Source organism: Paraburkholderia sp. MM5496-R1, from assembly GCF_050436205.1.
In the GTDB taxonomy this organism is placed as follows: domain Bacteria; phylum Pseudomonadota; class Gammaproteobacteria; order Burkholderiales; family Burkholderiaceae; genus Paraburkholderia; species Paraburkholderia tuberum.
In genome coordinates this window covers 663,401-677,774 of sequence record NZ_JBNDLT010000002.1, presented here as the reverse complement: position 1 = coordinate 677,774, position 14,374 = coordinate 663,401, and the positions used below count along the sequence as shown (strand labels likewise).

General features: G+C 64.1%; 14 protein-coding genes. 9 read left to right on the top strand and 5 right to left on the bottom strand.

Annotated elements, in window-relative coordinates; translation table 11 throughout:
• Positions 1-94 precede the first annotated feature (94 nt).
• The gene (gene otsA, locus OKW38_RS09940) at positions 95-1,507 is read left to right on the top strand and encodes an alpha,alpha-trehalose-phosphate synthase (UDP-forming) (RefSeq protein WP_429361275.1); all 1,413 of its coding nucleotides are present in this window, start codon (positions 95-97) and stop codon (positions 1,505-1,507) included.
• Positions 1,508-1,776: 269 nt separating this feature from the next.
• Entirely contained in the window at positions 1,777-2,844 is a 1,068-nt protein-coding gene (locus OKW38_RS09935) for a glycosyltransferase family 4 protein (RefSeq protein ID WP_090804800.1), read from the top strand.
• A 204-nt stretch (positions 2,845-3,048) separates the two neighbouring features.
• On the opposite strand, the gene OKW38_RS09930 is transcribed toward OKW38_RS09935, so the two are convergent.
• The 3 genes from OKW38_RS09930 to OKW38_RS09920 form a co-directional block, all read right to left on the bottom strand.
• Positions 3,049-3,636, bottom strand: coding sequence for a BPSL1445 family SYLF domain-containing lipoprotein (locus OKW38_RS09930; RefSeq protein ID WP_090804802.1), 588 nt, complete (start codon positions 3,634-3,636; stop codon positions 3,049-3,051).
• Positions 3,637-4,022: 386 nt separating this feature from the next.
• A complete protein-coding gene (locus OKW38_RS09925) occupies positions 4,023-4,472 on the bottom strand; it encodes a hypothetical protein (RefSeq protein ID WP_429361273.1) in 450 nt (149 codons plus the stop codon).
• A gap of 237 nt (positions 4,473-4,709) precedes the next feature.
• Complete coding sequence (locus OKW38_RS09920) at positions 4,710-5,009, bottom strand: PsiF family protein (RefSeq protein WP_090804806.1); 300 nt, start codon at positions 5,007-5,009, stop codon at positions 4,710-4,712.
• Positions 5,010-5,048: 39 nt separating this feature from the next.
• Here OKW38_RS09920 and OKW38_RS09915 point away from each other — a divergent pair, with 39 nt between their 5' ends.
• From OKW38_RS09915 to OKW38_RS09905, 3 genes are all read left to right on the top strand, one after another.
• Complete coding sequence (locus OKW38_RS09915; RefSeq protein WP_143037169.1) at positions 5,049-5,306, top strand: hypothetical protein; 258 nt, start codon at positions 5,049-5,051, stop codon at positions 5,304-5,306.
• 151 nt (positions 5,307-5,457) lie between these two features.
• Positions 5,458-5,757: a YciI-like protein gene (locus OKW38_RS09910; RefSeq protein ID WP_018418036.1), complete on the top strand. Its 300-nt coding sequence runs from the start codon at positions 5,458-5,460 to the stop codon at positions 5,755-5,757.
• Positions 5,758-6,329: 572 nt separating this feature from the next.
• On the top strand, positions 6,330-7,505 hold the full coding sequence (locus OKW38_RS09905) for a transposase (RefSeq protein ID WP_429361272.1): 1,176 nt from the start codon (positions 6,330-6,332) through the stop codon (positions 7,503-7,505).
• A gap of 69 nt (positions 7,506-7,574) precedes the next feature.
• Here the strand turns inward: OKW38_RS09905 and OKW38_RS09900 are convergent, their stop codons facing one another.
• Together OKW38_RS09900 and OKW38_RS09895 are read right to left on the bottom strand one after the other, a co-directional pair.
• Entirely contained in the window at positions 7,575-9,134 is a 1,560-nt protein-coding gene (locus tag OKW38_RS09900) for a mannose-1-phosphate guanylyltransferase/mannose-6-phosphate isomerase (protein ID WP_429361271.1), read from the bottom strand.
• Positions 9,135-9,302: 168 nt separating this feature from the next.
• On the bottom strand, positions 9,303-9,695 hold the full coding sequence (locus OKW38_RS09895; RefSeq protein WP_429361270.1) for a hypothetical protein: 393 nt from the start codon (positions 9,693-9,695) through the stop codon (positions 9,303-9,305).
• Positions 9,696-9,739: 44 nt separating this feature from the next.
• Here OKW38_RS09895 and OKW38_RS09890 point away from each other — a divergent pair, with 44 nt between their 5' ends.
• The 4 genes from OKW38_RS09890 (at position 9,740) to OKW38_RS09875 (ending at position 14,351) form a co-directional block, all read left to right on the top strand.
• A complete protein-coding gene (locus OKW38_RS09890; RefSeq protein ID WP_184033583.1) occupies positions 9,740-11,137 on the top strand; it encodes an undecaprenyl-phosphate glucose phosphotransferase in 1,398 nt (465 codons plus the stop codon).
• A gap of 80 nt (positions 11,138-11,217) precedes the next feature.
• Positions 11,218-12,663, top strand: coding sequence for a UDP-glucose dehydrogenase family protein (locus OKW38_RS09885; RefSeq protein WP_429361268.1), 1,446 nt, complete (start codon positions 11,218-11,220; stop codon positions 12,661-12,663).
• A gap of 33 nt (positions 12,664-12,696) precedes the next feature.
• Positions 12,697-13,152, top strand: a complete 456-nt coding sequence (locus OKW38_RS09880) for an exopolysaccharide biosynthesis protein (protein WP_090804816.1) — start codon at positions 12,697-12,699, stop codon at positions 13,150-13,152.
• The gene (locus tag OKW38_RS09875) at positions 13,146-14,351 is read left to right on the top strand and encodes a polysaccharide biosynthesis/export family protein (RefSeq protein WP_429336443.1); all 1,206 of its coding nucleotides are present in this window, start codon (positions 13,146-13,148) and stop codon (positions 14,349-14,351) included. Before OKW38_RS09880 ends, OKW38_RS09875 begins: the two co-directional genes overlap by 7 nt.
• Positions 14,352-14,374: the final 23 nt, after the last annotated feature.

The following is a 14,374-nucleotide window of genomic DNA, read 5'->3' as shown; positions in this document are numbered from 1 at the left end:
CGGCGATGCGCGGGCACGCCGATTGCTGCTAACGGGCGCGCCACGCCTGCTCAGGCGTCGCGGCGCATCGCAAGAATGACGGAGGACATGCACTATGGGCCGATTGATCGTCGTGTCGAATCGCGTCGCGACGCCGACGGAGACCAAGGGATCGGCGGGCGGACTCGCGGTCGGCGTATTCGGCGCGCTGAAGGATGCAGGCGGCGTCTGGTTCGGCTGGAGCGGCGACGTAGTCAGCGAAACGGTCGCCAACGCGGGGCCGATGCTCGAGCAGGACGGCGCGGTGACCTTCGCAACCGTCGGCCTCACGCGCAAGGACTACGACCAGTACTACCGCGGCTTCTCGAACGCGACGCTGTGGCCGGTATTCCACTACCGCAACGACCTCGCGCGCTACGAGCGCGAGGAGTACGCGGGCTACCGGCGCGTCAACGCATGGCTCGCTCACAAGCTGGTCAAGCTGCTCGAACCCGACGACATCATCTGGATTCACGACTACCATCTGATCCCGTTTGCCGAGGCGCTGCGCAGCGAGGGCGTGACGAACCGCATCGGTTTCTTCCTGCATATTCCGTTTCCCGCGCCGCAGATCCTGCTCAACATTCCGCCGCACGAGGAACTGGTGAAGTCGATGTCGTGCTACGACCTGCTCGGCTTCCAGACCGCCACCGACCAGCAGGCATTCCACGACTACGTGACGCGTCACGCGCGCGGCACGGTGAGCGCGGACGGCTTCGTCGAGGCGTTCGGGCGCAAGCTGCGCACCGGCGTCTACCGGATCGGCGTGTTCCCCGACGAAATCGCCGAGCAGGCCAAGCGCTACGAAAGCCGCCAGCACGTGCTCGATCTGAAGCAAAGTCTCGAGGGGCGCAAGCTGATCATGAGCGTCGACCGGCTCGACTATTCGAAGGGACTGGTCGAGCGCTTTCGCGCGTTCGAGTTGCTGCTCGAACGCTCGCCCGAATGGCGCGGCAACGTCACGCTCGTGCAGATCGCGCCGCCTACGCGCTCGGACGTCGCGACCTATCAGAAGATCCGCCAGGATCTCGAATACGAGGCAGGGCGCATCAACGGCCGCTACTCGGGGCTCGACTACACGCCGATCCGCTATCTGAACCAGCAGTACGACCGCTGGAAGCTGATGTCGCTATTTCGGGAGTCGCAGATCGGCTTCGTCACGCCGCTGCACGACGGCATGAACCTCGTCGCGAAGGAGTACGTGGCCGCGCAGAATCCCGACGATCCCGGCGTGCTCGTGCTGTCGATTTTCGCGGGCGCGGCCGCCGAGCTCTCTGGCGCGCTGCTCGTCAATCCGCACGATGCGATCGGCATGTGCGAGGCCTTGCAACGCGCGCTGCAAATGCCGCTCGACGCGCGCCAGCGGCGTCACGAGATCGACATGGCCGCACTGCGTAAGAACGATCTCGGCGTGTGGCGCGACAGCTTCCTCAGGGATTTGCGCAGCATGCCAGTGCGCGGGTCGGGCGAGGGCGGCGGCCACAAATGACGGCGCGGCGACGGCCCAAAGCCCGCGCAAACCCGGCGCGTGGCCGCGTGTCACCGGATGTAAGCCGCTTGTAACAACACCGGGCAATTGCAAGACCTGCGGCTTTTCGACCGATGCCAGGGAATAATTCCCCGTAGCGACGATGCATGCGACGCTTAGGGACCGCGTTAGGGACCGCGCGCATTGTTCCGACGTCATGGCGCTGTCATACTCGGCGTCGCCGACGGCATCGCGATTGCGCGCCAGCCGCCGGCTCACGGAGACACAATATGAAGATTGCGCAGATCGCCCCGCTGACCGAATCGGTGCCGCCGAAGCTCTACGGCGGCACGGAGCGCGTCGTGTCGTACATCACCGAAGCGCTGGTCGAGCAGGGCCACGACGTGACGCTGTTCGCGAGCGGCGACTCCGTCACGAGCGCGAAGCTCGAAGCGGTGTGGCCGCGCGCGCTGCGGCTCGATCCGGGCATTCGCGACCGCATCGCGCCGCATATGCTGTTGATGGAACTCGTGCGCCGCCAGGCCGAAGAGTTCGACGTGCTGCATTTCCACCTCGACTACTACTCGTTCTCGGTATTCAAGCGGCAGGACACGCCGTTCGTCACGACGATGCACGGCCGGCTCGATCTGCCCGAGCAGCAGCCGGTGTTCGACACGTTCAACACCGCGCCCGTGATCTCCATTTCGAACGCTCAGCGTCATCCGCTGCCGCAGGCGCGCTGGCTCACCACGGTCTATCACGGCCTGCCGGCGCAGCTCTATACGCCGCAACCGGTCGAGCAGAAGTACCTCGCGTTTCTCGGCCGGATTTCGCCGGAAAAGCGCGTCGATACGGCGATCCGCATCGCCGGCCGCTGCGGCATGCCGATCCGTATCGCCGCCAAGGTGGATGCGGCCGATCGCGAGTACTTCGAGCGCGATATCCGGCCGTTGCTCGACCTGCCGTACGTCGAGTACATCGGCGAGATTGCCGATCATCAGAAGGCCGAGTTTCTGTCGGGCGCGCATGCGCTGCTGTTTCCGATCGACTGGCCGGAGCCGTTCGGTCTCGTGATGATCGAAGCGATGGCTTGCGGCACGCCGGTGATCGCGTTCAACCGCGGCTCGGTGCCCGAAGTGCTCGAAGAGGGCGTGACCGGGTTCATCGTCGAGGACGAGATCGGCGCGGTGGCGGCCGTGAACCGGCTGCACAAGGTGTCGCGCGCGGGCGTGCGGCGGCGTTTCGAGGAGCGCTTCACGTCGCACCGGATGGCGCGTGAGTATGTGGAGGCCTATCAGTTGGTGATTCGCGCACAGAAGCGCTCGAGGTTCAAGGTGGTCGATTCGTCGGGCCGTTGACGCGGGATCGTTGGGACGTGTCGAAGCGAAGGACGGCGGTGCGCGATGCGCGGCGCCGTTTTTTTGCGCGCGAGTTTTTCCGTTCCCGAGCGTCGGCATCGGCATACATAACAAAAAGGCCGCGCGACGACCCGCACAGGGTCCACCGCGCGGCCTTCGCCGCGATGCGCGCAAGTGATCAGTGAAGCGCGCCGATGAGCGCGCTCAGATCTTCAGCCGCGTGACCTTCGTGCCTTGCAGCGAGACGTCGCCCATCAGGCCCGCGTTGGTCATCACGAAAACCTGCACCGGCGCGGTGGCCGTGGTCGTGTCGACGGCGCCGTTCGCGCCGATCTTCACGAGCGCAACCGATGCATCGACGCCGGCCGACCAGCCCTCCGCGTTGCGGAATTTGTCGAGCGAATCCTGCGTCATGAACAGGAAGATGATCGCCTTCGACTGCGCGCCCGCCTGCAGGCCGAACGAGCCCGACACGGTGCTGTAGTAGCCGACCGTCGCGCCGCCCACCCGCAATGCGCCTTCGCCATACTGGCCGCCGACGATCAAGCCCGCCTGCAGCACCGACGGGAACACCAGCACGCCGCGCGCCTTCGACACCAGCTCGCGCGAGCCCGGCACGGTCGTGAATAGTTTGGACAGCGTGCCATCGACGCTGGCGTCGATCGACTGTCGTTTCGAGGCGTCGACATGAGCATTTTCCGGCGTGTTGCCCGTCGTCGTGCAGCCGGCGAGTGCAAGGCCTCCGAAAGCAAGCGCAGCGGTCGTCTTCAACATGAAGTGTCGTCTTTGCATCGTTTTTCTCCGTCATGGATCCGGGGCGCAACCGTGGTGGTGTCGCCTGGTTGCCTTTGAGTTATAACACACGCTGGTGCAAAAGGCGCGCTGCGTGACAACGCGAAAAGCCTTATGGGACAAGGGTTTGAGCCTGATCGCAAGAGATCTTCCCAGTAAATTTGACCGGCCTTGCGCGCGACTTCCGAGCACGCGTCGCGCGACGATCCGAGGGGCGACGCTAAACAGCGCCCGAGGCGCGGCGATTGTGGGGACGCTTCGGCGTGGCCGCACGATGCGCCGGTTTTTACCGATTTTCGCGTCGCGCGGCGGCCCATCGACATGGCAATGAGAGTGTTGTTTCGGCGCAGCAAATTGCGGCGAAGTGTAAGCGGCGCGGCCGCCGCTCACCCGTGATTCGCCGGACTCTTGACCGCGGGCGGGCGCCGCAGCGCGCGGCGCACCATGCCGATGATCGCGCCGATCGCGAACAGCATAGCCGCCGGCACCATCCAATAGCCGACGAACGCGTGCCACAGATAGGCGAATAGCGTCGAGCGGCGCACGCTGTATTCGTTGATCGCGTCCTGCTGGCGCGGCGCGTTGGCGGCCAGCACGTCGGCCGGGCAGCCGGCCGCCTTGGCCTCGTCGGGCTTGCCATGGCAATGCGCGGACGCCCCGGCGGCGCGCTGCGCCTGGGTGAAATTCCAGGTGGTCAGCGCGCGGTCGAGATCGACCGCGTTGTACGACATTTCCTCGCGGATCTCGTTGACCGCGACGATCGCCACAGGCACGGCCCAGAATATGATGACCAGCAACCACCGCCTTAACCAGCGGTTTTTGTGCTTCGATACCATCCTTGCCTCCGATCGATGCTCAGTAGCACCAACGACAAGATGGCGGCCCGCATAGTTGTTTGGTTCTATATAAGTGAGGGTGGGCCGTCTCCGCAGCCATCATAGAAGAAAACGGCGCGTTGCGGCGGGTGGACGACGAAGCGGAGGGACTCGATCGGAGCGCCGCGTGGGCGCAACGAGGCGCCGGCGCCGCGTCGATCGGAGGGCGCCGGCGTGGGGGACGGCTACGCCTTTCGCTCAGTGGGCCGGCGCCGAGGAGGACAAGCAGGTCTTCATGAAGGCCTTGCGGTCGTCGCCTTTCTTGTCGGCCGCCTGCTTGTTGCACACCTTCATCTTGTCCTGCTGGCTCATCGGCGCGGCGGCGGCCGGCTTCGCGGAAAGACAGGTTTGCATGAACGCCTTGCGCTCGTCGCCTTTCTTGTCGCCGGCCTGCTTGTTGCAGTCGGCCATCTTGGTTTGCTGGCTGTTCTGCGCAAACGCCGGCGATACGAGTACCGCGCCCAACACCAGCGTAGCGATAGCGGATTGGATTTTCATGGGACACTCCATCGGTGGTGAAAACGTTTCTGATCGTTCATGCGCGCGGGCGACGACGGCATCCATGGGCCCATCGGCGCATCCATTATGGCAAATGCCGTCTGCCAGAACGGCTCAAAATGCATTCCGGTTGACAGCGGTCCGCGCTCGTTTTCCCTGAGCAGCGTGGCGCACCTGGCGCTGCGGCGTTTGAAACAATCGAATGAACGAGAGCGCGAATTTTGTCATGCAATGCAGATTGCTCGTGACGTTTATTTCAAGCTTATTGAAACGAAATTACGGTTCCCGCTATTTTGATCTATGGTTAACAGGCAATGAGAATTTTCTTATTGCTGCGAATGCAACCGAATAGAAAATAGGCATGAAATTCGGTAGTCGCCGTTATCCTCAACTGCGCTCCGGCGCATGCCGCTCCCTGCCAACCCTCAACCTCGCGAGGAGACTCACCATGCATTACCTGTTGATGTACGAGTTGGTACCCGACTATCTGGAGCGGCGCGGCGAGCACCGCGACGCGCATCTGAAACTCGCATGGGCCGCCGCCGAGCGCGGCGAACTGCTGCTGGCCGGCGCACTCGCGGAGCCGACGGACGGTGCGGTGCTGCTCTTCACCGGCGCGTCGCCTGCGGTGGCGGAGGCCTTTGCTACCGCCGATCCGTACGTACTCTCCGGACTGGTTACGCGTTGGCGCGTGCGCGAATGGACCACGGTCGTCGGTGAGCACGCATCGAAACCAGTGCGCCCGTAACGTCGTTCGAAGCGACTTCGTCGCTTCTGTCACGCCTCGAACTCCGCGCATGCGCGGCGGCCGCCTCCCGTTGCCTCCACGTCACCGCGCGGGCGCGTCGCAGTCCTTTCGCCGACGCTCGAAACCGATGTTCACATCAACCATCAAAGCGCATAGAAATGCATGCTGGATCGCTAATTACATTTCTAAAGCCCATTCCGTTCGGTCATGCGGTATTGTGCTTTGCAATAGACAGATCCGATGCCGGATAAGCAGTGGCTTCTGTTACGGCAATACGAGAATCGACGCAGCGAAACCGACAAGATTGTTTCTATCCGTAACACTTGTCTCAACTGTACTCATGCAAAGATTGGAATGGTATGCTTCGTGCACAAATTTTCCCACGCACGAGTGAGACCGCGTTTTGTGCTTCGTAATAGGGAAGAGCCGCACCACGTGTGGGCGGGCTGCTCCAGCGAGCCGAACGGACCAAACAAATTTGTGCAACCGAGGGCCGCACACGGGTCGTGAACGCTGAGAATCCGTGGCAGGCCCAACGCCGCGGCCAGGCCAGGCCGCGTGGAGAAAATCCAATGTTTTTCGATGAGCTAAACAACGACGAATGGGCGCTGCTCGCGCCGCTCGTCTCCGACGAACCGGCCGTCCGTCTGAACCGGCGCGGCCGGCCGCGCGCCGAACCGCGCATCGTGACGAATGCCGTGCTGTGGATCATGACCACCGGCGAGCCGTGGTCGAAGCTGCCGGGCCGCTATCCGTCCGGTCCCACCTGCCGCCGCCGCTTCGAAGAGTGGCAACTGAACGGCACACTGCTGGAGATGGTCCGTCTGCTGTCGCAGAGCGGGCGTACCTTCGCATACATTCCCCAACCGGCGCCGCCCGTTACGGCCAGACCCGCGGCACCGGTTGCGCAAACCCCGAGCCCGCGCGAAGACAATAATCTGCGCGGCGTGTCGTGGAAGAGTCCCGAGTCGTGGCAGGCGCCCGGCGTCGCGAGCGCGTTGAGCCAATGGCGTACGGCCGATCCGATCGGCGACATCACGCGGCAATTGTCGGGGCTTGCGCCGGCGAGCGCGGTGGCGACATCGGCGTTCGCGACGTCCGCAGTGGCGACGTCCGCGACGGCGGCGCAGATGCGCGTCGAACCGGCCGCATCCGTCGCGGTCGACGACCCGCGCCCGTCGCTGACGATGGGCCTCGCCCCGCGCGGCATGCAGGTCGCCGATTCGCGCGGTTATCTGATCTACGTGGTGGTCGAGGAAGTGCCGAATGCGATGTATCGCGGGTGGGCGGAGATCATCAGGGACGGCAAGCGCGTCGAGCGCTCTGGCCTCGTCGGCCCGCGCTTCGCGGATGCGCAGCACGCGCAGCAGTTCGCGCTCGACTGGGCGCGTCAGTGGATCGATCGCGAATGCGCGACCGACGCGGCGGCCACGACGATGGTCCACGCAACGGCCGCGCCCGCGTCGGCGAACCTTGCGCAGCGGTCCGCGGAGCGTTCGTTGTCAGGCCTGCGTCATGCGCCGGAACCGGCATCGGTCAATGGCATCGCGAATCACCCGGGCAATCACGGCGCGCCGTTGCACGGGCCGCTGAAGCCATCACTGAATGCATTGCGCGGGACGCTGCGCCGCTATCCGTCGGACACCGCGACCGCGGGCGGGGCAAGCACGCCCACGGTGACGACCGACAGCGGCACCGCGGAGCGCTTATCCGCAACCTACAAAGAACTCATCTCATACGTGGGATGAGCCCGGCGGTCCCCGCGGCCGCTTTGCGCCGCCGCAGGTTCCCGCTTCGTCATTGCGACCGCTCGCGCCTCATTGCCTTCCGTACGTATCGTCGAAGCGCACGATATCGTCTTCGCCGAGGTACGAACCCGACTGCACCTCGATCATTTCGAGCGGCATCTTGCCCGGGTTTTCGAGGCGATGCGTCACGCCGAGCGGAATATAGGCCGACTCGTTTTCGGACACGATAAAGCGCTCGTCGCCGCGCGTGACGAGCGCGGTGCCGCGCACGACGATCCAGTGCTCCGCGCGATGATGATGCATCTGCAGCGACAACCGCGCGCCCGGCTTCACGACGATCCGCTTGACCTGGAAGCGCTCGCCGGTGTCGACGGAATCGTAGTTGCCCCACGGCCGATGCACCTTGCGATGATTGGCCGCTTCGAGCCCGCCATCCTCGCGAATCCGGTTGACGATCTTCTTGACGTCCTGCACGCGTGATTTGTCGGCGACCAGAATCGCATCGGCGGTCTCGACGACGACGAGATTCTGCGTGCCGACGCAGGCAATCAGTCGTCCTTCGGAATGCGCGAAGGTGGAGTTCGCGCCTTCGAACATCACGCGGCCGCGGCTCACGTTGCGATCGGGGTCCTTCTCGCTGATGTCCCAGATCGCGTCCCACGAACCGACGTCGGACCAGCCGGCCGTAAGCGGCACGACCACGCCCGACGCGATGCTCTGATCGGCGCCGAGCTTTTCCATCACCGCGTAGTCGATCGAATTCGACGGCGAGCCGCTGAACGCATCGCGTTGCAGCCGGAAGAAGTCACCGTCCGCCGTGCTGCCCGCGAAGGCCGATTCGCATGCTGCGTAAATGGCCGGCTGAAAATGGCGGATCGCTTTGAGCCACGTCGATGCGCGCACGATGAAAATACCGCTGTTCCACCAGTATTCGCGTGATTCGACATAGCGCTGCGCGAGTTCCAGATGCGGCTTTTCGACGAAACGCTCGAGGCGATGCGCGACCGGGCGAGCCGCTGCTGCGGTCTGCGCATCGTCAGAACCGAGCGGCGCGCCGATGCGGATATAGCCGTAGCCGGTTTCGGCACGCGTCGGCACGATGCCCATGGTGACGATATGGCCAGCGGCCGCATGCTGTACGCCGGCGGCGAGCGCCGCGTGAAATCCTGCGCTATCGGTGACCGCGTGATCGGCGGGCATCACGACCATGATGCCGTCTTCATCCTGCGCGGCGACGGACAACGCGGCCACCGTCAACGCGGGCGCGGTGTCACGGCCCACGGGTTCGAGTATCAGCCGGCTCGGCTTGGCGCTCGTGCGCAATTGTTCGGCCGTCGTGAAGCGCTGTTCTTCATTGGCGACGACCACGAGCTGGCCGGCAAGCGGATAACCGGCTTCGAGCCCATCGAGACGGCGGGTCGTCGATTGCAGCAGCGACTCTTCGCCGAGCAGGCCGATCAACTGCTTCGGATGCTGCTCGCGCGACATCGGCCACAGCCGGGTGCCCGAGCCGCCCGCGAGAATCACGGGATGAACCTTGAGCTTGACGCTGGTTGCGGTTGAGGGCATGGGCGATTGGGCGGGGGTGGGCCGGGTGCCGGCAGGCGTGACCGGGGCCGGAGCTGTCATGGTGAACTCTCCTCGAGGCTGGATGAATGCGTCGAGTTTTATCACGAAGTCGCGAATCAATAAAAGCGCGTTAAATACAATTCCGATAAAAGGCGCGTCGCATTCATTCGAAATTCACCAAAAAATGTCTCGTCGCTTTATTTATAAATAAAAATTACCTGAAAAAAATCAGCAAGCATTTTTTTCGCTTAATGATGCGCAAGAATGACAGCACGAGTAGCGCCCGAGCTTCGCGCCAGAACTGTTGGCAAAGCGAAAGCTTCCATGTGAAAGCGCTGAGATGGGGTGCCCGGAACCTTCTGTCGGGCCGCATTGCGGCAACAATTGCCGCACAAAATGCATAAAAAATGCCGAAATTTTGACCGATACAATTTGAGATTTTTTGCGGTCTTGTCGTGGGAATTTTAATACCGCTTTATTGAGGTATGAACAAGGGTATTCACTCATTCGCATTTGGAATTTGCGGTCTGGCCATTCGGGCTCATTCAGTCCAATCGCGCCGCCAGGCAGATCGGAAATAAAAAGCCCTACGACGAAACCCGCATGCAACAGCCATTTCAACCAACCGACGGATCGCACTTGACTGACGAACAGAGGGGCGGCGCATGCTGAGCGTTCTAGCGAGAATCATCGACATCGCCATGGTCGCGCTCGCCGCGGTGCTGGCGGCGGGCGTGCACAGCGGCAGAGTGGTATGGCTTGACGATATGCAAAGCGTGTCGCTTGCGTTCGGCTGCCTGCTCGTGGTGGTGTTCTTCCCGCCGCTCGGCATCTATCAGTCGTGGCGTGGCAAGCCGCTCTACGATCTGCTGTCGCGCGTCACGGGCGGCTGGCTGATGGTCGAAGTGACCGGCGTGCTGATCAGCTTCAGCGTGCACCGCGCCGACAGCCTGTCGCGGCTGTGGCTCGTTTACTGGGCGCTCGCGTCGATCGTGCTGCTGGTCGTCACGAAGGTGATCGTCTATTCGATCCTGCGCGGGCTGCGCCGCGAGGGCTTCAATCAGCGCGCGGTCGCGATCGTCGGCGGCGCGCCGTACGGCCGCTTCCTGATCGAACAGATGCGCGGCCGTCCCGAAGCTGGCTTCAAGCCCGTCGTCGTGTTCGACGAGGACGGCACGATCAATCCCTACGAAGACCCTGACGCGGCGCACGCGGTCGCGGGCGTGCCGGTCGAGCGCGACTATCAGCGCATGATCGAACTGGTACGGCAGCGCGCGATCCGCGAGTTGTGGCTCGCGCTGCCGATCTCGAAGGAGAAGGCGATCCATCGCTTCGTGATGGATCTGCGCAACGACTTCGTGAACATCCGCTTCATCCCCGACGTCGGCAGCCTGACGCTGTTCAATCAGCCGATGGTCGAACTGCTCGGCGTGCCCGCGATCAATCTGGCCGCCTCGCCGATCACCGATCTGCGCGTGCTGCCCAAGCGCGTGTTCGACAGTGTGTTCGCGCTGGGCGCGCTGACCGCGCTCGCGCCGCTGATGCTCGCGATCGCGCTGATGGTGAAGCTCAGCTCGCCGGGGCCGGTGTTTTTCCGCCAGCGGCGCAAGGGCATCGACGGCCGCGAGTTCGAGATCTTCAAGTTCCGCTCGATGAAGGTCCACACGGAAGCGGCCGGCAAGATCACCCAGGCGACGCGGCGCGATCCGCGCATTACCGCGGTCGGCGCGTTCCTGCGCCGTACCAGCCTCGACGAACTGCCGCAGTTCATCAATGTGCTGCGCGGCGAGATGTCGGTGGTCGGTCCGCGTCCGCATGCGCTCGAGCACGACGACATCTACAAGGATCTGGTGAAGGGCTACATGCACCGCTACCGGATCAAGCCGGGCATTACCGGCTGGGCGCAGATCAACGGTTATCGCGGCGAAACCGATCGCATCGAAAAGATGATGGGTCGCGTAAAGCTCGATCTGTACTACATGCAGCACTGGACCTTCTGGCTCGACATCAAGATCGTCGTGCTGACGCTGTGGAAGGGCTTCGCGGGCAGCAACGCCTATTGAACGCGGGGCGCCGGGCCGCGCCGATGCCACGCATCGCGCGAGCGCATTCCTGAATCAACTTTTTGACCGAGGTGCAATCCATGAACCTGACGATCATCGGTAGCGGCTATGTCGGCCTCGTGACCGGCGCGTGTCTGGCCGACATCGGCCACGACGTGTTCTGTCTCGACGTCGACGCGCGCAAGATCGACGTGCTCAACAACGGCGGCGTGCCGATCCACGAGCCGGGGCTGCAGGAGATCATTGCGCGCAATCGCCGCGCCAAGCGCCTGACGTTCTCCACCGACGTCGAGGCCGCGGTCGCGCACGGCGACATCCAGTTCATCGCGGTCGGCACGCCGGCCGACGAAGACGGTTCCGCCGATCTGCAATACGTGCTCGCGGCCGCGCGCAACATCGGCCGCCATATGACCGGCTTCAAGGTGATCGTCGATAAATCGACGGTGCCGGTCGGCACCGCCTCGCGCGTGCGCGAAGTGGTGGCCGCCGAGCTGGCCGCGCGCGGCGTCGAGCCGATGTTCTCGGTCGTGTCGAATCCGGAGTTCCTGAAGGAGGGCGCGGCCGTCGAAGACTTCACGCGGCCCGATCGCATCGTGCTCGGCTGCGACGAGGACGTGCCCGGCGAAAAGGCGCGCGAACTGATGAAGCGCCTGTATGCGCCGTTCAACCGCAATCGCGAGCGCACACTGTATATGGACGTGCGTTCGGCCGAATTCACCAAGTACGCGGCCAACGCGATGCTCGCGACGCGCATCTCGTACATGAACGAGCTCGCGAATCTGGCCGATCGCGTCGGCGCGGATATCGAGGCGGTGCGCCGCGGCATCGGTTCCGATCCGCGCATCGGCTATGACTTCCTCTACGCGGGGTGCGGCTATGGCGGCTCCTGTTTTCCGAAGGACGTGCAGGCGCTGATCCGCACCGCGGCCGATCACAACGCGAACCTGCGCATTCTCGAAGCGGTGGAAGCGGTCAACGATGCGCAGAAGCAGATCCTCGCGCAGAAGATCGTCGCGCGTCTCGGCGAGGATCTGTCGGACCGCACGTTCGGCGTCTGGGGTCTCGCATTCAAGCCGAATACCGACGACATGCGCGCGGCGCCGAGCCGCGAGCTGATCGCCGGGCTGCTGGGCCGCGGCGCGCGCGTGAAGGCCTACGACCCGGTCTCGATCGACGAAGCGAAGCGCGTGCTCGCGCTCGATCTGAAGGACGTGCCGCAGCAGCATGCGCGACTTTCGTTCGTGAGTGAAGAGATGGAAGCGGCGAGCGGCGTCGATGCGCTCGTGATCCTGACCGAATGGAAGGTCTTCAAGAGTCCAGATTTCGATGCGCTGAAGCGCATCCTGAAGACGCCGCTGATCTTCGATGGCCGCAATCTGTACGAGCCGGACGTGCTGCTCGAACTCGGCATCGAGTATCACGCGATCGGCCGGCGGCATGCGTTGCGCAACGCGCCGGCGCGTGTCGGCGCGAAAGGTTCGATGCAGGCGGCGGACCTCGCCGCGACGGCTGCCTCCGGCCGCTGAGGCCACCGCGATCGCCGCGCGAGAGAGTCCGCCATGTTCGACAACGTTCTGATCGTGTGCCACGCCAACGTGTGCCGCTCGCCCGCCGCCGAGATGCTGTTCAAGGCGAGCCAGGCGCGCGCGCCGCGCTCGGGGGCCGCACCTATCGCGTTTCATTCGGCGGGCATTCGTGCGGTGAACGGCCACGGCATGGACCCGGTGATGCGGCGCCTGCTCGAAGAGCGCGGCGTCGCGGCCGGCGTTCACCACGCGCGGCGCCTCGAGCGATCGCTCGTGCGCGCGGCCGATCTCGTGCTGGTGACCGAGCGCGCGCAGGTGAGCGAGGTCGAAGCGCTCGATCCGTCCGCGCGCGGCAAGGTCTATCCGCTCGGCAAGTGGGAAGCCGATTCGGACGTCGCCGATCCGCACGGCGGCGCGGAAGACGAATACAGGGAGAGTCTCGTGCTCATCGAACATCTGGTCATGGGATGGCTGAAAAAAATATGCTGAAGAAACCCCGCATCGAAAACTCATTCGCGAGCTTGCGCACGAAGCTCGCCGCCTCACTTCTGCTGACGTCCTTTCTGTCGGCCTGCGCGACCGCACCGGGCAATTACCTCGACACGTCGCGGCTCAAGGACAACGATCATGCGCCGAGCGAAACCTATCCGGTCCATCTGATCGACGCGAACCTGATCATGGCGCAGGCGCAAGCCGCCGCCGCGAGAATCCAGCCGTTGCCGCCAGCGGCGCTGTCCGATCCGTCGCTGTACGTGTACCACCTCGCGCCGCAGGACATTCTCGGCATCACCGTGTGGGATCACCCCGAGCTGACCACGCCGCAGGGCAGTACCTTGTCCTCGGGCGGCAATACCACGCAGACGATCGCGGGTGCGTTGCAGCAGCCGTATACGGCCGCGCTGCCGGGCCAGGCCGATCCGTACGGCCAGACCATCGCCGCCGACGGCACGATCTTTTTCCCGTTCGTCGGCCGCATCCAGGCCGCGGGCAAGACCACGACCGAGCTGCGCGATCAGCTCGCCGCCCGCCTCGTGCCATATATCCGCAATCCGCAGGTCGACGTGCGCGTGCTGTCGTATCGCAGCCAGAAGGTGCAGGTCACGGGCGAAGTGAAGCAGCCGGGACCGCTCGCGGTCAGCGACGTGCCGCTGAAGCTGGTCGACGCGATCACGCGCTCGGGCGGCACGAACCCGGACGCCGACATCCAGCGCGTGCGACTCACGCGCAACCACAAGCTCTATGTGCTCAATGCCGATCGCATGCTCGATCAGGGCGATACCACCCAGGACGTGATGCTGCAGAACGGCGACGTGGTCAACGTGCCGGACCGCACCGACAGCCGCATCTTCGTGCTGGGCGAAGTGAAGACGCCGATCCAGGTGCCGATCGCGCGCGGCCGCATGACGATCGCCGACGCGCTCACGCAAGGGGGCGGCATCCTCAACACCGACGCCAATCCGCGCCAGATCTACGTGATGCGCGGCATGCGCGAGCATCCGACCACGCCCGAGGTGTTCCGCCTCGACATGACGCAGCCGGACTCGATCATGCTGTCCTCGCAGTTCCAGTTGCAGCCGCTCGACGTCGTGTACGTGGGCACCGCCGCGTCGACCACGTTCAACCGTGTGTTGCAGCAGGTGCTGCCGAGCGTGCAGACGCTGTTCTATCTGAAGCAGCTGACGCGCTGAACGTTTGGCCTGTAATGTCCCGC

Bases quoted from the DNA above. Each gene is read 5' to 3' on its own strand.
- OKW38_RS09910 (WP_018418036.1), top strand. From the start codon at position 5,458: ATGCATTACCTGTTGATGTACGAGTTGGTACCCGACTATCTGGAGCGG.
- OKW38_RS09905 (WP_429361272.1), top strand. From the start codon at position 6,330: ATGTTTTTCGATGAGCTAAACAACGACGAATGGGCGCTGCTCGCGCCG.
- otsA (WP_429361275.1), top strand. From the start codon at position 95: ATGGGCCGATTGATCGTCGTGTCGAATCGCGTCGCGACGCCGACGGAG.
- OKW38_RS09880 (WP_090804816.1), top strand. From the start codon at position 12,697: ATGTTCGACAACGTTCTGATCGTGTGCCACGCCAACGTGTGCCGCTCG.
- OKW38_RS09925 (WP_429361273.1), bottom strand. From the start codon at position 4,472: ATGGTATCGAAGCACAAAAACCGCTGGTTAAGGCGGTGGTTGCTGGTC.
- OKW38_RS09915 (WP_143037169.1), top strand. From the start codon at position 5,049: ATGCGCGCGGGCGACGACGGCATCCATGGGCCCATCGGCGCATCCATT.
- OKW38_RS09900 (WP_429361271.1), bottom strand. From the start codon at position 9,134: ATGACAGCTCCGGCCCCGGTCACGCCTGCCGGCACCCGGCCCACCCCC.
- OKW38_RS09935 (WP_090804800.1), top strand. From the start codon at position 1,777: ATGAAGATTGCGCAGATCGCCCCGCTGACCGAATCGGTGCCGCCGAAG.
- OKW38_RS09890 (WP_184033583.1), top strand. From the start codon at position 9,740: ATGCTGAGCGTTCTAGCGAGAATCATCGACATCGCCATGGTCGCGCTC.
- OKW38_RS09885 (WP_429361268.1), top strand. From the start codon at position 11,218: ATGAACCTGACGATCATCGGTAGCGGCTATGTCGGCCTCGTGACCGGC.
- OKW38_RS09875 (WP_429336443.1), top strand. From the start codon at position 13,146: ATGCTGAAGAAACCCCGCATCGAAAACTCATTCGCGAGCTTGCGCACG.
- OKW38_RS09930 (WP_090804802.1), bottom strand. From the start codon at position 3,636: ATGCAAAGACGACACTTCATGTTGAAGACGACCGCTGCGCTTGCTTTC.
- OKW38_RS09920 (WP_090804806.1), bottom strand. From the start codon at position 5,009: ATGAAAATCCAATCCGCTATCGCTACGCTGGTGTTGGGCGCGGTACTC.